This window comes from Roseateles sp. GW821-FHT09H10 (genome assembly GCF_059415865.1).
In genome coordinates this window covers 373,978-392,846 of the sequence record NZ_JBWKOB010000004.1, presented here as the reverse complement: position 1 = coordinate 392,846, position 18,869 = coordinate 373,978, and the positions used below count along the sequence as shown (strand labels likewise).

Annotated in this window: 15 protein-coding genes; 7 read left to right on the top strand and 8 right to left on the bottom strand. The window is 68.3% G+C overall.

Features of this window, described 5'->3' with window-relative positions; genetic code table 11:
- Both AC07OY_RS20365 and AC07OY_RS20360 read left to right on the top strand, forming a co-directional pair.
- Nucleotides 1–444, top strand: coding sequence for an acyl-CoA thioesterase (locus AC07OY_RS20365; RefSeq protein WP_495044439.1), 444 nt, complete (start codon nt 1–3; stop codon nt 442–444).
- On the top strand, nt 441–848 hold the full coding sequence (locus AC07OY_RS20360; protein ID WP_495044438.1) for a RidA family protein: 408 nt from the start codon (nt 441–443) through the stop codon (nt 846–848). The genes AC07OY_RS20365 and AC07OY_RS20360 overlap by 4 nt, the downstream gene beginning before the upstream one ends.
- Here AC07OY_RS20360 and AC07OY_RS20355 read toward each other — a convergent pair.
- Both AC07OY_RS20355 and AC07OY_RS20350 read right to left on the bottom strand, forming a co-directional pair.
- A complete protein-coding gene (locus AC07OY_RS20355) occupies nt 826–1,992 on the bottom strand; it encodes an L-dopachrome tautomerase-related protein (RefSeq protein WP_495044437.1) in 1,167 nt (388 codons plus the stop codon). The genes AC07OY_RS20360 and AC07OY_RS20355 overlap by 23 nt on opposite strands.
- Nucleotides 1,993–2,009: 17 nt before the next feature.
- Nucleotides 2,010–3,215, bottom strand: a complete 1,206-nt coding sequence (locus AC07OY_RS20350; protein WP_495044436.1) for an MFS transporter — start codon at nt 3,213–3,215, stop codon at nt 2,010–2,012.
- Between the two features lie 98 nt (nt 3,216–3,313).
- Here AC07OY_RS20350 and AC07OY_RS20345 point away from each other — a divergent pair, with 98 nt between their 5' ends.
- Nucleotides 3,314–4,213 (top strand): LysR substrate-binding domain-containing protein, encoded by a 900-nt coding sequence (locus AC07OY_RS20345; protein ID WP_495044435.1) that lies wholly within the window; start codon nt 3,314–3,316, stop codon nt 4,211–4,213.
- A gap of 5 nt (nt 4,214–4,218) precedes the next feature.
- On the opposite strand, the gene AC07OY_RS20340 is transcribed toward AC07OY_RS20345, so the two are convergent.
- Genes AC07OY_RS20340 through AC07OY_RS20315 form a run of 6 tightly spaced genes read right to left on the bottom strand, consistent with a single transcriptional unit; the run spans nt 4,219 to nt 9,913 of the window.
- The gene (locus AC07OY_RS20340; protein WP_495044434.1) at nt 4,219–4,716 is read right to left on the bottom strand and encodes a DUF6714 family protein; all 498 of its coding nucleotides are present in this window, start codon (nt 4,714–4,716) and stop codon (nt 4,219–4,221) included.
- Between the two features lie 10 nt (nt 4,717–4,726).
- Nucleotides 4,727–5,533, bottom strand: a complete 807-nt coding sequence (locus AC07OY_RS20335) for a DeoR/GlpR family DNA-binding transcription regulator (RefSeq protein WP_495044433.1) — start codon at nt 5,531–5,533, stop codon at nt 4,727–4,729.
- Nucleotides 5,534–5,578: 45 nt separating this feature from the next.
- The gene (locus AC07OY_RS20330; RefSeq protein WP_495044432.1) at nt 5,579–6,532 is read right to left on the bottom strand and encodes an N-acetylglucosamine kinase; all 954 of its coding nucleotides are present in this window, start codon (nt 6,530–6,532) and stop codon (nt 5,579–5,581) included.
- A gap of 2 nt (nt 6,533–6,534) precedes the next feature.
- Complete coding sequence (locus AC07OY_RS20325) at nt 6,535–7,716, bottom strand: SIS domain-containing protein (RefSeq protein ID WP_495044431.1); 1,182 nt, start codon at nt 7,714–7,716, stop codon at nt 6,535–6,537.
- Nucleotides 7,717–7,718: 2 nt separating this feature from the next.
- Nucleotides 7,719–9,008 (bottom strand): D-tagatose-bisphosphate aldolase, class II, non-catalytic subunit, encoded by a 1,290-nt coding sequence (locus AC07OY_RS20320; protein ID WP_495044430.1) that lies wholly within the window; start codon nt 9,006–9,008, stop codon nt 7,719–7,721.
- Complete coding sequence (locus AC07OY_RS20315) at nt 9,005–9,913, bottom strand: EamA family transporter (RefSeq protein WP_495044429.1); 909 nt, start codon at nt 9,911–9,913, stop codon at nt 9,005–9,007. The genes AC07OY_RS20320 and AC07OY_RS20315 overlap by 4 nt, the downstream gene beginning before the upstream one ends.
- A gap of 388 nt (nt 9,914–10,301) precedes the next feature.
- Between AC07OY_RS20315 and AC07OY_RS20310 the strand changes: the two genes are divergently transcribed.
- Genes AC07OY_RS20310 through AC07OY_RS20295 form a run of 4 tightly spaced genes read left to right on the top strand, consistent with a single transcriptional unit; the run spans nt 10,302 to nt 18,794 of the window.
- The gene (locus AC07OY_RS20310) at nt 10,302–13,133 is read left to right on the top strand and encodes a TonB-dependent receptor (protein WP_495044428.1); all 2,832 of its coding nucleotides are present in this window, start codon (nt 10,302–10,304) and stop codon (nt 13,131–13,133) included.
- Complete coding sequence (locus AC07OY_RS20305) at nt 13,133–14,227, top strand: amidohydrolase family protein (RefSeq protein WP_495044427.1); 1,095 nt, start codon at nt 13,133–13,135, stop codon at nt 14,225–14,227. Before AC07OY_RS20310 ends, AC07OY_RS20305 begins: the two co-directional genes overlap by 1 nt.
- Nucleotides 14,224–16,899: an alpha-galactosidase gene (locus tag AC07OY_RS20300; protein WP_495044426.1), complete on the top strand. Its 2,676-nt coding sequence runs from the start codon at nt 14,224–14,226 to the stop codon at nt 16,897–16,899. Before AC07OY_RS20305 ends, AC07OY_RS20300 begins: the two co-directional genes overlap by 4 nt.
- A complete protein-coding gene (locus tag AC07OY_RS20295) occupies nt 16,896–18,794 on the top strand; it encodes an NPCBM/NEW2 domain-containing protein (protein WP_495044425.1) in 1,899 nt (632 codons plus the stop codon). The genes AC07OY_RS20300 and AC07OY_RS20295 overlap by 4 nt, the downstream gene beginning before the upstream one ends.
- Nucleotides 18,795–18,869: the final 75 nt, after the last annotated feature.

Here is an 18,869-nt window from a genome sequence, read left to right as displayed (position 1 = left end):
ATGGGCGGGTTTGCCTTCCAGCGTGAGCAGCTCGTGCGCTTCGGCCATTGCGACCCGGCCGGCATCGTCTTCTACCCACGCTATTTCGAGATGCTGAACGAGCTGGTCGAGGACTGGTTCGCCAACGACCTCGGACTGCCTTTCGACGTGCTGATCGGCCAGCGCCGGGTCGGCATGCCCACGGCCCAGCTGGACACGCGCTTCCTGCGCGTCAGCCGGCATGGCGACCATCTCGTGCAGCGCATCCGTATCGAGCGCCTGGGCGGCAGCTCGGTCAAGCTGCGCATCGCATTCGAGGGCGCCGACGGCCCGCGCGTCGAGTTCACGCAGGTGCTGGTCTGCACCTCGCTCGCCACCCACAAGCCCCAGGCCTTTCCCGACGACCTGCGTGCCGCGCTGGAGCGCTCGCTCGCCGCACAAGAACAGGAGACAAAACCATCATGAGCAACAACAAGCAAATCCTGCAGCCCGCCGGCTGGACCCAGCCGCGCGGCTATGCCAATGGCGTGGCCGCGAGCGGACGCCAGGTCTTTGTCGCCGGCCAGATCGGCTGGAACGAGCGCTGCGAGTTCGACAGCGACGACTTCATCGCGCAGGTGCGCCAGACCCTGCTCAACATTCGCGCCGTGCTGGCCGAGGCCGGCGCCGCGCCCGAGCACATCGTGCGCATGACCTGGTACCTCATCGACAAGCGCGAGTACATCGCGCGTGGCCGCGAGGTGGGCCAGGCTTACCGCGAGGTGCTGGGCCGAGACTACGGCATCGCCATGAGCGCCGTGCAGGTGTCGGCGCTGATGGAAGACCGTGCCAAGGTGGAGATCGAGGTCACGGCTGTCGTGCCGACTTGAGTGGCAGGCGCCACAACTCATAGCGCTCCTGGCCGGCGGCCACGCGGCCGGCAAAGTGGTCGTTCAACGAACTGGCCGTGAAAACCAGATCGCCGTTGGGCATCAGGGCCGGCGTATCGGGCCAGTGCACGCCGTCGTCGGCCCCCGCCAGCGTGAAACGCCCGGCGCGTGGGTCGTAGCGGGTGATGCCGTTGCGCGTCACGTCGGTGATATAGACCGCACCATCGGCAGCGACGACGAGACCGTCCGTGTTGCCCCCCACATCGCCCAGATTGCGCACGGCGGCGGCGAGCCGGGCGTCGGTCGCCTTCGCGTCACGCAGCAGCGCCGTCGGTGCAGAGAACAGATGCGTGCCCGTTGTCACCGCCCAGTACAGCGTGGCGCCGTCGGGCGACAGGCCGATGCCGTTCGCGCCCAGCACCAGCGGGTTGCCGGGCCAGACCTCGGCGCCATGTGACACCACCTTGGCGCCAGGTTCGGGCAACATGCTGGCGTGGCGATGCAGCACGCGGCGTGCGCTGCCTGAGGCGAAGTCCAGCACGATGAGGCCGGCCTGGTTGTCGGGCGCGCTGCGCAGGCCGCTGTCGGAGATGAAGGCGATGCGGCGCTTCTCATCGACGGCGATGTCGTTGAGGAAGCTGCCGCGCCGGTCGGCCGCGCCGTCCAGCGGCAGCGCCTTGATGAGCTTGCCCGAGGCCAGATCGAACACGAGCACCTTCTGCGCACCGGCCGGTGCTTCGGCCTCGCCGGCGACAAAGCCCTGGTCCAGCGCCCACAGCCAGCCGTTGCGGCGGTCGATGTGGAAGCCCAGCACGCTGCGCAAATGCGTGGCGGGTGCGGCGGTCGGGTCGTTGGCCTCGGCGGACGGGAAGGCCGTCAGCCGGGCGGGGCCGCGGGTGGCCGTGGTGTCGAGGCGGCTCAGCGTGGCCGGCGTGTGGGCGGCCAGCACCCGCGGTGTGCTGACGTAGGCACCGCCCTTGGCGTCGAAATGCAGGCCGGCGATAGGCGACTTGGCCGAGTCGGCATAGGGCGCCGGCGCGGTCCAGGTCACGCCGGTGTAGCTGCGCCAGCGTTCCAGCGGCGTGTCGGCAGAGGCGGTGTGGCTGAAGGCCAGGGCGAGCAGAAGCGATGAAGTGAGTTTCATGATGACGAGTCCTTCGATCAGTGGGCCAGCGGGCGGGCGCCGGAGGGCATGCGGGCGGGCTGCCCTTCGCGACGGTCGAGAGTGCCGCTGCGTTGCGTCAGCGCGAGGGCGACGAGCACGACGAGGGCGCCGATCCAGGGCGTATGCATCAGGCCCAGGTGGGTCACGATGAGGCCACCAGCCCAGGCCGCGAAGGCGATGCCGAGGTTGAAGGCCGCGATGTTCAGGCCCGAGGCCACGTCCACCGCTTGCGGCGCGAAGCGCTCGGCCTGGCGCACCACATAAAGCTGCAGGCCCGGCACATTGCCGAAGGCGACGGCGCCCCACAGCAGCACGGTGGCCAGGGCCGCCGCCTTCGAGTGGATGGTGAAGGTCAGCGCGAACAGCACGACGGCCAGCAGCGCGAAGATCAGCTTCAGTGCCGCGATGGGGCCCTTGCGGTCGGCGAGCTTGCCGCCCCAGATATTGCCGGCAGCGACCGCCACGCCGTAGACCAGCATGACGAGGCCCACCGAGCCGGCGCTGAAGCCGGCCACGTCCTGCAGCAGCGGCGCCAGGAAGGTGAAGGGGATGAAGGTGCCGCCATAGCCGATGGCCGTCTTGGCATAGACCAGCAGCAGCCGCGGCTCGCGCAGCACGCGGGCCTGCTGGGCCAGCGAGGCCGGCGGCGCGCCGCGCAGGCCGCGCGGCACGAAGGCCAGGCTCGCGACAAAGGCGATGGCGCCCAGCAGCGCGACGGCCAGGAAGGTGGCGCGCCAGCCGAAGTGCTGGCCGATGAAGGTCCCCAGCGGCACGCCGGTGACCAGGGCCACCGTCAGCCCCGTGAACATGATGGCGATGGCACCCGCGGCCTTGTCCTTGGGCACGAGGCTGGTGGCCAGCGTCGAGCCGATGGAGAAGAACACGCCGTGGGCCAGACCCGTCAGCACGCGCGCGGCCACGAGCGCCTCGTAACTGGGTGCCTGCCAGGCCAGCAGGTTGCCGGCCGTGAAGAGGGCCATCAGCGCGACGAGCAGTGCCTTGCGCGGCAGGCGGCCGGTGAGGGCGGTCAGCACCGGGGCGCCGATGGCGACGCCCAGCGCGTAGAGGCTGACCAGCAGGCCCGCCGACGGCAAGGTGATGCCCAGGTCGGCCGCGACCGTGGGGATGAGGCCGACGATGACGAACTCGGTCGTCCCGATGGCGAAGGCGCTGATGGTCAGCGCGAGGAGTGCAAGCGACATGGCAGAAGTCCAGAGACTGCGAAGGCCCGCAGTGTGTGGATTTCATTCATGCCGAAAAAGCCATGTTGGCGCAGAATATTCTTGATTCAAAGTCAAAAATGAAGACCAGCCTCGACGAACTCCTCGCCTTCACGGCCGTCATCGACACCGGCTCCATCACCGCCGCCGCCGAGCAACTGGGGCAGACGGTCTCGGGCGTGAGCCGCGCATTGAGTCGCCTGGAAGAGAAGCTCGGCACGACGCTGTTGACGCGAACCACCCGCCGGCTGGAGCTGACGCCCGAGGGCCATCTCTTCCTGGCCAGTGCGCGCAGCATCCTCGCCTCGGTGGAGGCTGCCGAGGAGCAGATGGCCGTCTGCCGCCAGAAGCCCGCGGGCCGCCTGCGCGTCAACGCGGCTTCGCCCTTCATGCTGCACGTCATCGTGCCGCTGGTGGATGATTTCCGCCGCCGGTTCCCCGACATCGAGCTGGAGCTGAACAGCAACGAGGACATCATCGACCTCATCGAGCAGCGCACCGACGTGGCCATCCGCATCGGCACGCTGCGGGATTCCACGCTGCATGCGCGGCCGCTGGGCAGCCACCGCCTGCGCGTGCTGGCCAGCCCGGCCTATCTGGAGCGAGCGGGCCGGCCGCGCAGCGTGGCGGGATTGGGTGGGCACAGCCTGATCGGCTTCACGCAGCCCGACAGCCTGAACCAGTGGCCGCTGCGCAGCGCTGCGGGCGAGCGCTACGAGATTGCGCCATCCATGCGTGCATCCAGTGGTGAGACGGTGCGGCAGTTGGCGCTGGCCGGCGCAGGCATCGCCTGCCTGGCGGACTTCATGACCGCCGAGGACCGCAAGCGCGGCGATCTCGTGCAGATCCTGGCCAAGGACACCGTGGAGGTGAGGCAGCCGGTCAATGCGGTGTACTACCGGAACACGGAGCTGGCGTTGAGGATTCGGTGTTTCTTGGACTACTTGGCGGAGAGTCTTGGAGAGCTGGACTCTCTGTAGGACGATCAGATCGCTTCGATCTGCCTCCGCAAGAAATGTTCTGCGCGGGCCAGATCCTCAGGGCAGTAGTCACCCCAGAAACCCGACTGTTGCCAATATTGAATGAGCCTGATGAGGCATTCAATCTGCTTGTTTTCGAGACGAGAGAGCCTCTGCGCGGTCTCGTCCTCGAACTCCGGCTTCGGTCCTAAGTTGTAGATGAGGTACTCAGTCGACGAATTGAGGTCGTCTGGCTCATCAAGCACATGGCGTAGGTACGAAGGTAGAACCCATTCAAAGCCCTTCGACGAAAGCGTCGTCAGGTCATCGAACAGGTAGGCGACGGCAGACGCAGGCAGTTCAGGATGGGTGTACTCGCTGAGGTAGTCGCGAGACATCGCGCAGTGACAACAGTCAGGCCCGTGAAACGACAGCTCGCCCAGGCTAGGCCGCGGCACAAACGGAAAAACCTCTTCGATCAGTGCTCGAATCGAAGCTTGATTCATTGGCATGTCGCTGGACATGAGTGGCGCCTCAGGCCAACACCACCTCAATCCCCCGCCCCCTCAACTGATCCACGATGGCCTGATCGGCCCCGCTGTCAGTGATCAGCATGTCCAGCTGCTCCACCGGCGCAATGACCGACAGGTTGCGCTTCATCAGCTTGGACGCATCGGCCACGGCGACGACCTGGCGGCTGATCTTCATCATCTGGGCGTTGAGCTGCGCTTCGAGCAGATGCGGCGTCATCAGGCCGATGTCGGGGTCGAGGCTGTCGACCCCGAGGAAGAGCCGGTCGGCATACAGGCCCTGCAACGCAGCCACCGCCTGCGGGCCGGACAAGGAGTACGAGTTCGGCCGCAACTGGCCGCCCGGCATGATGAGGTTGATGTGGGACACCGGCGCCAGCAGGGCGGCGATGTTGAGCGCATTGGTGATGACGTTGAGCGACGTCAGGCGCAAACCGCGGATCTGCTTCGCGATCTCTTCGGTGGTGGAACCGGAGTCGAGCAGGATGGTCTCGCCGTCGCGGATCAGCTTGACCGCCTCGGCGGCGATGCGGGCCTTCTGCTCGTGGCGCAGCTTCTGCTTGACGCCGATGGGCACTTCCTCGGTGTCGCGCTGGGCCAGCGCGCCGCCATGCGTGCGCAGCACCGCGCCGGTGGAGGCCAGCGCGTTGAGGTCGCTGCGGATGGTGACGACGGAGGTGCCGAAGCGGTCGGCCAGTTCGTCCACCGTCACGCGGCCCTGGGACTGCACCAGCTCGCGGATCAGCCGGCGCCGCTCGTCGATGAGCAGCGGGCTTTCGGTTTTCGCGGGTGGGTTGGCGGTGGCAGGCATGCGGGATCGAAAGGCGGGAACGGCTTTCGAATGATATCGACGGGCCTACGCGAGCTTGCCTAGGGCTTCAGCGGACAAGGGCTGGCCGGCCAGGCGGGCGGCATAGAGGGCGGCGCCGAGTTCGGGGCCAAAGCGCGGGCGCTTGAGCACGGCGCCGGGCAAACGGCGGGCGAGGGCGGCCTGCAGCGGGCCGAGCACCAGCTCGCCGGCCGCGAAGACGCCGCCGGAATAGGATACCTCCGCCGCGGCGCCCGCAGGCACGCCGAGGTTGCGCGCGGTGCCGGCGGCCAGCAGCGCAAGTTCGTCGCCGGCACGCACGAGCAGCTGGCGCGCCTGCACGTCGCCCGCATGGGCGGCGGCCGTGGTCACGCGGGCGAGCTGGGCGAGTTCGCTGCGGGCGGCGCTGCCGTTGATCTCGCCGCAGAGGTCGAGGTCGTGGCTCAGTTCGAAGTGCTCGCGCACCAGGCCGACCAGCGGGCCCGGCTCGGCGCGGCCGTCCACCATGCGCGAGAACAGGGCCAGCACTTCACGCGCCAGCCAGTGGGCCGAGCCTTCGTCGCCGAAGACTTCGCCCCAGCCGCCGCAACGCGCGCTGCGGCCTTGCCATTCGCCATAGGCGATGGAGCCGGTGCCGGCGACCAGGCTGATGCCGTCGCCGCCCGCCAACGAGCCGGCCCAACTGCAGACCATGTCGTTGCCGACGGTGCTGCGCGGCACGACGTCTTTCAGCAGCGCATCGAAGCTGCCGAGCAGCTCGCTGTCTTCGCCATGCGCGGGCAGGCCGGCAAAGGTGTGGGCGACGTCGCTCGCCGGCACGCCGGCCTGGCGCAGCGCGGCCTGCACGCCGTCATGCAGCAGGGTGCGCAGCGCGTCGAAGCCGATCTCCAGGTAATAGCTCGTCGTCGACTCGTGGCGCGCCAGCAGGCGGCCGCCGCCGTCGATGAGGACGAAGGCCGTCTTGGTGCCGCCACCGTCGATGCCGAGGAAAAGCGCGCTCATCTCTATTGCTGCTGCTGGGAGGTCAGGGGGTGGATGGTGACACCTTGCACGACGCGATTCACCGTGCCCGAGGCGCTGGGGTTGTCGGGCGTGATGCCCAGTTGCAGCGAGGCGAGCAGGGCCAGGCATTGGGCGAACACCAGGGCGACAGGGGCCAGCGCCAGGTCGGGGGCGCTGGCCGGCAGGGCCAGGTTCACGTCGTCGGTGTGCGGGGCCTCGGCGCCGTTCAGCGACGAAGTCCTCAAGGCCAGCACGCGGGCGCGGCCTTCGCGGCGCAGCTCGTTGAGCAGGTCGAGGTCGTACTGGCGGGTGTAGGCGTCGTTGGACAGGAAGATGACGACGAGCGTCTTGTCGTTGAGGATGGTCTTGGGGCCGTGGCGGAAGCCCAGTGGCGAGTCGGCCAGGGCGATGAGCTGGCCGTCGGTCAGCTCCAGCAGCTTCAGCGCCGCCTCGCGGGCCAGGCCGAGCAGGGCGTTGCTGCCGAGGTAGACGACGCGCTCGAAAGGTTTCTCTTCGGTCAGCGCATAGAGGCGGTTGGTCTCGGCTTCGGCCAGCGTTGCGGCGGCGCGGCCCAGCTCGGCCACCGGCGCCAGCGGCAGCCCGAAGGCCCAGGCGGCGGCCAGCAGCATGCCGGTGAAGCTGGACGTCATGGCGAAGGCGCGGTCATGCGTCTCGTCGGGCAGCAGCAGCACATGGGCCCCGTCCTGACCGGCGAGGCGGCGGTTCAGCGTGCCGTCGGCGGCGCAGGTCACGACGAGATGGTGGCAGCGCTTGACGAAGCGGTCGGCCAGCTCGACGGCGGCCAGGCTCTCCGGGCTGTTGCCGGAGCGGGCGAAGGAGACGAGCAGGGTCGGCACCTCGGGCTGCAGGCACTGCTCGGGGCTGGAGACGATGTCGGTCGTGGCCACGGCCTCGACGCGGATGCCGGGGCGCTGGCCGAGCAGCTTCAGCAGGGCCGGTGCCAGGCATTGGCCAATGAAGGAGGAGGAGCCGGCGCCGGTGAGCACGATGCGCAGGTCGGGCAAGGCCAGCAGGGGCTGCAGGAAGGCGTCCAGCATGGGGCGCTCGGCCTGCAGCTGCTGGTGGATGGCCTGCCAGACGTCGGGCTGATGGGCGATCTCGCGGGCGGTGTGCGTGCCGCCACGGTGCACGAGGTCGGTGGGGTCGAGGTGCAGAAGAGTCATGTTCAGGCGGCGCAGGCTTGCAGGTAGGGGCGCAGGGCTTGGACGGTGCCGTCGCGCAGCAGGGAGTCGGTCTGGGTGTTGATGCGGCCGTCGCGCACGGCCTCGTACTGGCGGGGCAGGTATTGGCTCAGCAGCGTCAGCGGCGGCGGCGCGGCGTCCAGGCGGGCCAGCATGGTCCGGCAGGCCTCGCGAACTGCGGGGTGGGCCCAGTAGTAGCGGATGCGATCGCTCAAGCTGTAGGCGAGGTCGACATCCAGCCGCGCCGGGTCCTGGTAGTAGCCGCGCCAGTGCTCGGGCTCGGCGCGCATGACGCCGAGCACGGTGTCCACGAGGCCATCGCCTTCTCCCACCCATTCGCGCTCGACGGCGGCCAGGGCCCACAGGGTCTCGCGCAGCGCGAAGGTCACGCCGGGGCCGACCTTGAGGATGGCGAAGTGGTCGCGGGCCAGTTGGGCCAGGCGCTCGGGGGTCTGGTAGTCGGTCGAGTGGGCCTCGAAGACCAGGCCGGGCTGGCTTTCGATGAAGGCGCTTAGAGATCGCGCCTTGTCCGGCCGGTAGTCGATGACCTTGTGGTGGTCGAACTCGACGCCCGGCTGCACGACCATGGCGACGACGCGCTCCCAGGCCAGGTCCAGGCCGGCGCGGGCGAAGGCGTGGCGGTGCAGTTCCAGCGTGGACGAGGCGGCCTCGGGCGAGGTGACGGCCAGGTCGGTCAGGTCTTCATGCGCGCCCCCGGGCACGGGCACCTCGGTGCCGATGACGTAGACGGGCGGCTCGCCGCGGTCGGGGCTCGCTGCCCAAGCGGCTTCAGCCGCGCGGCACAGGCGCACGGCGCGGGCGGCGATCTCGGGCTCGGGCAGGGGCACCGGGTCGCCGGCGCAGCTCATGGAGCAGTCGAGATGGATCTTGCGAAAGCCGGCGGCCACGTACTGGGCCACCATGATTTCGGCCTTGGCCATCGCGACCTCGGCGGGCTGCCTGCGCCAGGCGTTGGGACCGAGGTGATCGCCACCCAGCAGCAGCAGCTCGGGCGCCAGGCCCTCGTTGGCGGCCATGTCCTGCACGTAGCGGCGGAAGTCCTGCGGCGTCATGCCGGTGTAGCCGCCGTCCTGGTTGACCTGGTTGGACGTGGCCTCGATGAGGGCCGGGCGGCCCTGCGCCGCGCACTCGCGCAGCGTGGCGGCGATGACGACGGGATGGGCGGAACAGACGGACGGGATGCCGATGGCGGTGGCCTGGTCGCCATTGGCAGCTTGCTTGTGGCGGCGCACGAGGTCGAGCATGAGCTTCATGCGGCGTCTCCTTGAACGGGTTGGGAAGAAGAAGAAGGGGTTTCGGGCTGCAGGGCCAGCAGCAGGGCGGCCAGCAGGGCCAGGGCGATGCCGGCCAGCTTGGTGCCCGTGGGCGCGGCGCCGCTGAGGGCCATGGAGAGGACGGCCGTCAGCAGCGGGCCGCCGGCGTTGACCAGCGGCGACACGACCAGGGCCTTGCCGTAGCGGAAGGCGTAGACCAGCATCAGCGCGCCCACCGCGTTCAGCACCTGGATGGCGGCGGCCAGACCGGGACCTTGCCAGCCCCAGTTGATGGGCTGGGAGAAGTCGGTCATCCACAGCGCGAAAGGCACGCAGGCCAGGGCGCCGACGGCCATGTAGAAGAAGATGCTCTCGGCGCTGGTGCCCACATTGGCCAGCTTGATGAAATAGGCCTGCAGGCCCCAGGCGACGAGCACGGCCAGGGCCAAGACGAACCACAGGCCGATGGCCTGTCCCTGCTGGCCGGACTGGAAGTCGAACAGCGGCAGCGAGCACAGGGCCAGCGCGATGCCGGTCACGCCCAGCTTGCCGGTGCGCTCGCCCAGCAGGCCGAAGGACAGGGCGATGGTGATGGCCGGCGACAGCGACACGATGGGGAAGACCAGATAGGCCGGGCCCAGTTGCACCGCACGGAACAGCAGCATCTGGCCACCGGCGCCCAGCAGGCCCACAGCCAGGCCCAGCACGACGGAGCGGCGGTCGCGGTCCAGGCGCCAGCCGGCGCGGGCCAGCACGATGACGGCCGGCACCACCATGGTCAGGGCCCAGACGGCATAGATCAGCGTGTCGGGAAAGCCGTGCTCGGCGGGCAGGCCGGTGAAGGCGCCCCACACGCCCCAGAGCAGGGTCGTGATCAGCGTGTAGGTGAGCCAGTTGCTCTGCATGGAGAAGTCTTTCGTGGGGTCGGGAAGCGCCGTTGGCAACTTTCGAGCGAAAGCATAAACGAACAAAAACGAAAACACAACGCCGAAAACACTTTCGTATGCAGAATCCCGCAGGTCGGGGGTGAAACTCGATATAGCTCAGGACGTTCCCTCTATGTCAGCCCTGTGGAAGGCTTTCGTGGCATGCTTCAACGAAAGCATTTGGCATCCGTGAAAACTCTATACGAAATCAAACGAAAGAATTCGTAGACTTGCGATCAAGCCGGTTCGAGGGGCACCCGAGGAGCCGGCAACCCGCACCGGGGGAGAGCTGCCCCGGCATCCAAAGCAGATGACATCGCGCTGCCCTGACGGCAGCCCCGACACACAAGATCAAAGGAACTGTTCGATGAGTCCTCGCCTGCAACCCCGATTTGCGCTGAACCCGCTGACGCTGGCCGGCCTGGTGGCCCTCGCTGCCTTCGGTGCCGCCGCTCCCGCTTTCGCCCAGGAAGCAGCCAAGACCGACAAGGACGTCAACGAGCTGGAGCGCGTCGAAGTGACCGGCACCCGCGCCAGCCTGCAGAAGTCCCTGGCGCTGAAGCGCAACGCCGCCGGCGTGCAGGACAGCATCAGCGCGACCGAGCTGGGCCGCTTCCCGGACAACAACGTGGCCGATTCGCTGAGCCACATCACCGGCGTGTCCATCTCGCGCACGGCCGGCGGCGAAGGCCAGAAGGTCAGCATCCGCGGCCTGGGCCCCGAGTACACGATCACGACCTTCAACGACCGCCTGCTGGGCACCGACAGCGCCGGCCGCTACTTCGCCTACGACGTGCTGCCCGCCGACGTCATCAGCGGCGCCGACGTCATCAAGTCCACCCAGGCGTCCATCATGGAAGGCGCCATCGGCGGCCTGGTGAACCTGCGCTCCGCCAGCCCCTTCGACCAGAAGGGCCAGCGCGGCCTGCTGCGCGTGGAGGCTGACCGCAACCAGATGAGCAGCCTGAACGGTCAGAAGGTGTCGGCCACCTACAGCAACACCTTCGGCGACAAGATCGGTGTGTTGCTGGGCGCGGTCTACGCCAAGCGCGATGTGCGCACCGACACGGCCGGCAACGACGGCGGCTGGTCGCGCAACCCCATTCCCAGCGACCCGAGCCAGTTCTGGCAGTGGGGCAACACCTGGGGCGGCGCCATCGACCCCAACGGCAACGGCCAGCTCGACCTGAACGAGGAAGGCCTGATCGGCCCGGGCCAGTTCCGCTTCGGCTCCATCATGGAGAACAAGAAGCGCCTGGCGCTGTCGGGCAAGGTGGAATGGCGGCCGAGCAACGACCTGAAGGTCGTCGTGGACGGCTTCAAGACCCGCCTGGACTCGCCGCAGGTCGGCTACCAGCTGTCGTTCTACCCGCTGTACGCGCCGGGCCGCTGGTCCAACATGAAGATCACCAACGGCGTGGTGACCGACCTGACGCTGGCCAGCACCGACCCCGAGATGCGGCTCAACCCCGAGCTGCTGAACAAGACCGAGTACCGCGTCGTCGACACCGCCTTGTATGGCGTCAACGCCGAATGGAAGGTGTCGCCGTCGCTGAAGCTCAAGGGCGACCTCTACGAGTCCACGTCCAAGCGCCACTCGGGCGGCAACGACAGCTATGTCGTGCTGCGCATGAACCAGCCCAACGTCACGCGCATCCAGCTCAACGGCGGCGCCGTACCCGACGTGAAGACCACCTTCGCCGACGGCCGCGACCTGCAGACCGGCCTGGACCAGGGCCTGTTCAAGGCCAGCGACTTCAACACCCACTACTACAGCCGCGCCGGCGACAACATCGACGACAAGATCAATGGCGCCAAGGTCGACGCCGAGTGGGCTGTGGACCGCTTCTACATCGACCGCCTGAAGTTCGGCCTGAACCAGACCAACCGCAAGAAGTCGCGCGACCTCATCAACAACGCGCTCAACTCCGGCGCCGACCACTACTCGGGCCAGAACGCCATCAACGTCGGCGCGCTGGGCGGCAACGTCATCAACCAGTCGTTCAGCCCCAAGGGCTTCCTGGACGACGTCAGCGGCAACTTCCCGCGCAGCTTCCTGGGCTTCGACGTCGCCAACTACGCCGAGGCGCTGAAGGCTTGGGACGGCAAGCCCCGCCCCGGTGGCGGCGTCTACAGCTCCACCATCTCGGCGCCGCAGTGGAACCCGCTGGAAAGCTACCGCGTGACGGAGAAGACGACCACGGCCTACGTGCAGGCCGACCTGGCGGGCGAGAGCTGGAACGCGGACGTCGGCGTGCGCTTCGTGCGCACCAAGACCACGGCCCAGGCCTGGGACGCCAAGATCCTCGACATCATCGAGAACGGCCCGTGGAACTACCAGGCCGTCTACGCGCCGCCGTCCTCCGTGCAGCAGGATGCCACCTACAGCTTCGCGCTGCCGGCGGTCAACTTCACCTACCTGCTGACCGACGCCCTGCAGCTGCGCCTGGGTGCCGCCAAGACCATGGCGCGCCCCGCGGTGGACAAGCTCGCGCCGACCAACACGACGGCCAGCATCTCCTGGGGCGACTTCACGCAGATCTACGGCGGCAATGCCGAGCTCAAGCCCTACAGCGCTCGCCAGGTCGACGCGTCGCTGGAGTGGTACTACGCCAAGGACTCGGCGCTGACCTTTGCCGTCTACCAGAAGAACATCAAGAACCAGATCACCAACCTGTGGCTGTCGGGCCAGGACATCGGTGCGCCGGGTGGCCGCCTGTTCAATGTGCAGCGCCCCATCAACGGCGACAAGGCGACGGCGCGCGGCTTCGAGGTCGGCTTCCAGCACCTGTTCGACAACGGCTTCGGCGTGCGGGCCCAGTACACCCGAAACAAGTCCCGTGCCTGGGTGGCCGACGTCGAGCGTCCGCTCGAAGGCATCGCACCGGCGACGGCTTCCTTCGGCGTGCTGTACGAGCGCGGCCCGTGGAGCATGAGCGCCACGGCCGACCGCACCGACGGCTTCGTCACCGCCACCAACGTGATCGGCGCCAACTTCAACGAGACGGCCAACGCCGTGACCTGGGTGACGGCGCAGGTGGCCTACCAGGTGAACGACATGCTGCGCATCAGCCTGGAAGGCAACAACCTGACGGATGCGGTGCAGGCGCCCAAGCTGGGCAACGGCAATGTCAGCCTGCCCAATGGCTACTACCGCTACGGTCGGGCCTTCACCCTCGGCGCTTCCATCAAGTTCTGATGCGATCTCTTGTCTCCTCCTTTGCCGCCCTGCTTGCCGGGGCGGCTTTTTCTCAAGCTCATGCCGTCGAGCCGAGCTACACGATGGCCGACTACGGCCGGGTCGTGAAGGTCGACGTGCACATGCATCTGCACAACCCGTCGCCGGCCTTCATGAAGGCGGCCCAGGTCCAGAACTTCAAGGTGTTGACGATCAACGTCGACTACCCGGACTTCCCGCCGCTGGACGACCAGCAGCGCGTCGCCATCGACCTGAAGAAGCAGTTTCCGCAGGACGTTGCCTGGGCGGCCAGCTTCCCGGTCGATGGTTCAGACCAACCCGCCTGGCTGCCCGCCACCCGCCATCGCATCGGCGCAGCCATGAAGGCCGGCGCCGTCGGCGTGAAGGTGTGGAAGAACATCGGCATGAGCCTGAGGGGCGCCGACAGCAAGCTGGTCATGATCGACGATGCCCGCTTCGCGCCGCTGTTCGACGACTTCGCCAGGCAGGGCATCCCGCTGCTCGGCCACCAGGGCGAGCCGCACAACTGCTGGCTGCCGCTGGACAAGATGACGGTCAACAATGACCGCGAATACTTCAAGGCCCACCCGCAGTACCACATGGCCCTGCACCCCGAGATGCCGAGCTGGGAAGCCCAGATGGCCGCGCGCGACCGCATGGTGGCGGCGCATCCGAAGCTGCACTTCATCGGCGTGCATCTCGCCTCGCTGGAGCGCGACGTGGGTGAGCTGGCCGCCTTCCTCGACAAGTTCCCGCAGGCGAAAGTGGACGTCGCCGCGCGCATCGGCCAACTGCAATACCAGAGCCAGCAGGACCGCGAACGCGTGCGCCGCTTCTTCATCAAGTACCAGGATCGCATCCTCTACGGCAGCGACATCGCCCAGGCGCCCGACCAGGACGGTGCCGCGCTGGCCAAGGAGGCCGAGGGTGTGTGGCGCATGCACTGGCGCTACTTCAACACGGCCGACAGCTTCCAGGTGGCCGACCTGGACAAGCCCGTGAAGGGCCTGGCCCTGCCCAAGACGGTGGTGGACAAGCTCTACCGCAGCAATGCCGAACGTGCCTTCCCCGGCGCCTGGGGTGGCAAGCGATGACGGCACGCCGTGCCTTTCTGCAATGGCTGGGCGCCGCGCCACTGGCCACGCAGTTGCCGCTCGCTCAGGCCGCCGACGGCAAGGGCCATGTGCGCCTGCAGGACGCCGCGCTCGCGCTGCAGTTCGACGAGCAGATGCGCTGCCGCGTCGTCAGCCTGCTCGGCAAGCAGCCGGTCACGCTGACCGGCTTCGACGCCAGCGAGCACCTGGTCGCCAAGGGCAAGGCGCTGAGCCGCTTTGCGCTGCGCAAGGCCGAACCCGGCACCACCACGACGCCCTTCGGGGCCGGCCAGACGCTGGCACTCGTCGGCCGTTCGGCCGAGGGCATCGAGAAACGCGTCACCGTCACTCTGCTGGCCGAGCATCCGGGCGTGGCGCTGCTGGACGTCAGCTACATCAACGCCAGCGACAAGCCGCTCGTCATCGATGCCTGGGTCAACGCCGCCCACCGCCTGGCCGCAGCGCCGCGACACGCGGGCGGCTGGTGGACCTACTCCGGCGCCAGCCACCAGGACCGCCGCGACTGGGTGCAGCCCGTCAAGCGCGGCTTCGACCAGCAGAACTTCATGGGCATGAATGCGTCGGACTACGGCGGCGGCACGCCTGTCGTCGATGTCTGGCGAAGGGATGTCGGCCTGGCCGTCGGCCACCTGGCCCTTCAACCGCAGCTCGTCGCGCTGCCCGTGAAGGCCAGCGGCGACCAGGTCGACATTTCTCTGCGCGGCGATGCGCCGCAGACTGTTGAGCCCGGCGCCACGCTCACCACGCCGCGCAGCTTCCTCGCCGTGCACCGCGGCGACTTCTATGTGCCGCTGGACCGCTACCGCCGCCTGATGGCCGCCCAGGGCCTGGCCGCGCCCGAGCCGCCTTCGAGCGCCTACGAGGCGCAGTGGTGCGCCTGGGGCTATGAGCGCGACTTCTCGCTGGACTATGTGCGCGCCACCCTGCCCAAGGTGCAGGAGCTGGGCTTCAAGTGGGCCGTGCTGGACGACGGCTGGCAGGTCAAGACCGGCGACTGGACGCCCGATTCGACGAAGTTCCCGCGCGGTGCCGAGGACATGAAGGCGCTCGTCGCCGACATCCATGCCCGCGGCATGAAGGCCCGGCTGTGGATCGCGCCGCTGGCCGTCGCGCCCGGCAGCGACGAACTGCACCAGCACACCGACCTGCTGCTGCTGGACAAAGACGGCGCGGTGCAGGACGTGACCTGGTGGAACAGCTTCTACCTCTGCCCGGCCTATGAGAAGACCCAGGCCCGCCTGGCCGCCACGATCCGGATGATCATCGGCGACTGGGGCTTCGACGGCCTCAAGGTCGACGGCCAGCATCTCAACGGCGTGGCGCCCTGCTTCAACCCCAAGCACAAGCATGCGCGGCCGGAGGAATCCGTCGAGGCCGTGTCGACCTTCTACAAGGTCATGCACGACACGGCCCATGCGGCCAACCCGGAAGCGGTCGTCGAGGTCTGCCCCTGCGGCACCAGCTATGCCTTCCACAACATGCCTTTCATGGACCAGGCGCCGTCGTCGGACCCGCTGTCCAGCTGGCAGGTGCGCCACAAGGGCAAGACGCTGAAGGCGCTGATGGGGCCGTGGTCGGCCTATGCGGGCGACCATGTGGAGCTGAGCACCGGCGGGCAGGACTTCGCCTCCAGCGTCGGCATCGGCGCCGTCGTGGCCAGCAAGTTCACCTGGCCGGTGGATCCCAAGCCCAAGGACAGCTTCCTGCTGACGCCCGAGCGCGAAGCGCACTGGCGAAAGTGGGTGGACCTCTACAACAAGCAGCGGCTCGCCGAGGGCCGCTACCGCGGCGAGCTGTATGACCTGGGCTTTGACAAGCCGGAGACGCATGTCGTCGAGCGCAGCGGCGCGCTGCACTATGCCTTCTATGCCGAGCGCTGGGACGGCCCGGTCACGCTGCGGGGGTTGAGCGCCGGCCGCTGGACGGTGTTGGACTCGTTGACCGGCACGGAGCTGGGCAAGGTCAGCGCTGACAAACCGACGCTGCCGGTGCGCTTCACGCACAGCCTGCTGATCGAGGCGAGGCCCGATGCGCCCGACACGCTGCCGGTCGCCTTCGCCGGCAAGGTGTCTCAAGTCGGTGTCGACGGCTTCCCGCTGGCCTCGCAATGGGCCGACGCGCCGGCCGCCTTCTTCCGCCATGACTGGCAAGGCAGGGCGCTCGCCGGCCCGCAGTCCACCCGCGTGCAGTTGCTGCGCGGCGCAGACAGGCTCTACCTGCGCTTCATCTGCAAGTACGAGGCGCTGAGCACCTTCGACCGCGCCGGCTCGGCAACGGACATCTACCCGCTGTGGGAGCGCGACGTCGTCGAGGTCTTCCTGCAGGCGCCGGACCGCGCTGGCTTGAAGAGTTATCGCGAGGTCGAGGTGTCGCCCAACGGCCTGCTGCTGGAGATCGCCGTCGAGGCCTCGGGCAAGAAGCGCATCGTCGGCGAGAGCCGCGCCAAGTCGCAGATCGACGCCAAGGCCAAGGTCTGGACGGCGGAACTCACCGTGCCGATGCGAGGGGCAGACGACGGCTGGCGCCTGAACCTGTTCCGCGTCGAAGGCCAGGGCAAGGACCGCGTGTATTCCGCGTGGAGCCCGACCCAGACCGCCACGCCCGACTTCCATGTCCCGGCCGCTTTCGGCCGCCTGCTGCCCGCCGCATGAAGCTTCTTGCCCTGTCCCTGCTCGTCGCGTTCTCCGCGCAAGCGCAATCGCCGCTGGCGCCCACCGGCCGCTGGCAGCACCAGCCCGTCGGCACCTCGCCGACGCCGCCCATGGGCTGGTCGAGCTGGAATGCCTTCCGTGTCGACATCACCGAGCAGAAGGTGCTGGCCTCGGCCCAAGTCATCGTCGACTCGGGCCTGGCCGCCGCCGGCTACCGCAACATCAATGTCGACGACGGGTGGTGGCTCAAGCGCCGCACGACGGACGGCCGGCTGCTGGTGCGCACGGGGCTGTTCCCGAGCGCGAATCTCGGTGCCGGCAAGGACTCGTCGCTGCGGCCCTTCACCGACCGCATCCACGCGATGGGCCTGAAGGCCGGGCTCTACACCGACATCGGCCGCAACGCCTGCTCTCAGGCCTATGACGCCGACAGCCCCAATCTGCCCGAAGGCACGCACGCCGAACGTGAGGTCGGGCTGATGGGCCATATGCGCCAGGACGTGGCCCTGTTCTTCAAGGAGTGGAACTTCGACTACCTGAAGGTGGACGGCTGCGGCCTGTCTTCCTATGGCCGCGACCGGCCGCATGTGGCCTCGGGCCAGTACCGCGAGTACAAGCCCACCATCGTCGAAGGCAGCATCAACCAATCCGACATCGAGGGCACCAAGAAGCTCTATGGCGGCTTGAAGCAGGCGCTCAATGAGGTCCGTCCGCGCGGCGACTACACGCTGTCGGTCTGCCTCTGGGGCACGGTCAATGTGCGCAGCTGGGGCCAGGACTACGGCTCCATGTGGCGCAGCAGCCGCGACATCTGGAAGGGCTTTGCCCAGATGGTGCACAACTTCGACACCGTCGCCACGCGCGAGTTCTATGCCGGCCCCGGCCGCTGGAACGACCCCGACATGCTGGAGATCGGCAATGGCGACTTCGGCGACGGCCATCTGCTCGAAGCCCGCACGCATCTGGGCCTGTGGGCCATCGTCGCGGCGCCGCTGATGATTGGCACCGACCTGTCCAAGGCCTCGCCGGCCATCATCGACATCCTGAAGGCGCCCGAGGTGGTCGCCATCAACCAGGACCCGGCCGGCCACCAGGGCGTGCTGGCCTATGCCGACAGCGACCGGCAGATCCTCGTCAAGACCTTGGCCGATGGCCCTGGAATCAACAGGAAAGCCGTGCTGCTGTTCAACCGCACCGGGGCGAACGCGAAGTTCACGCTGACCGCCGAGCACCTGAAGATGGATGCGACCATGCCCATCGCGCTGCGCGACGCCTGGGCGCGCGCGGACGCAGGCAGCTTCACCGGCCAGCGCGAGTTCGAGTTGAAGCCGCGCGAGGCGCTGCTGTTCACCGCCACCGGCAAGCATGTGCTGCCGCGCGGCTACTTCGTGTCCGAGCGGCCCGGCAGCGTCTATGTGGCGCGTGACGGCATCCGCGCGCTGGAGCAGGACCCCGTCGTCTATCGCGCGCTGGCTTCCTGGTCCACCACGGACAACGGCGGCACCCGCCCGGCCTACGCTGGTTGGGGAGGCCCGCGTGCTGATTCGACACCGTATGACCAGGCCCTCAGCGTGCAGCGCCAGGCCTTCCGCCATGGCATCGGCATCCTGGCCGACTCGCGCCTGCAGGTGCAGGTGGCACCCGGCTCACAGCGCTTCAGCGCCCGCGTGGGCGTGGACGACTCGACGCGCGGCAAGGCCGCCGCGGTCAGCTTCGAGGTCTGGGGCGACGGCCGCCGGCTCGCGAGCACCGCACCGATGAAGTTCAACCAGCCGGCGCGCGACCTCAGCGCCGACCTGCGCGGCGTGAAGCTGATCGAGCTGATCGCGCGCCAGCACGGGGCCGACACCGCGGGCCCCGTCGTCGTCACCTGGGGCGAGGCTCGCATCGAGTAGCCGCCCCGCCACTCCGCTCCCACTGACTTTGGCACCGGTCGCGCCGGTGCCCCGGCCGCGTTCGCGCTGACGCGG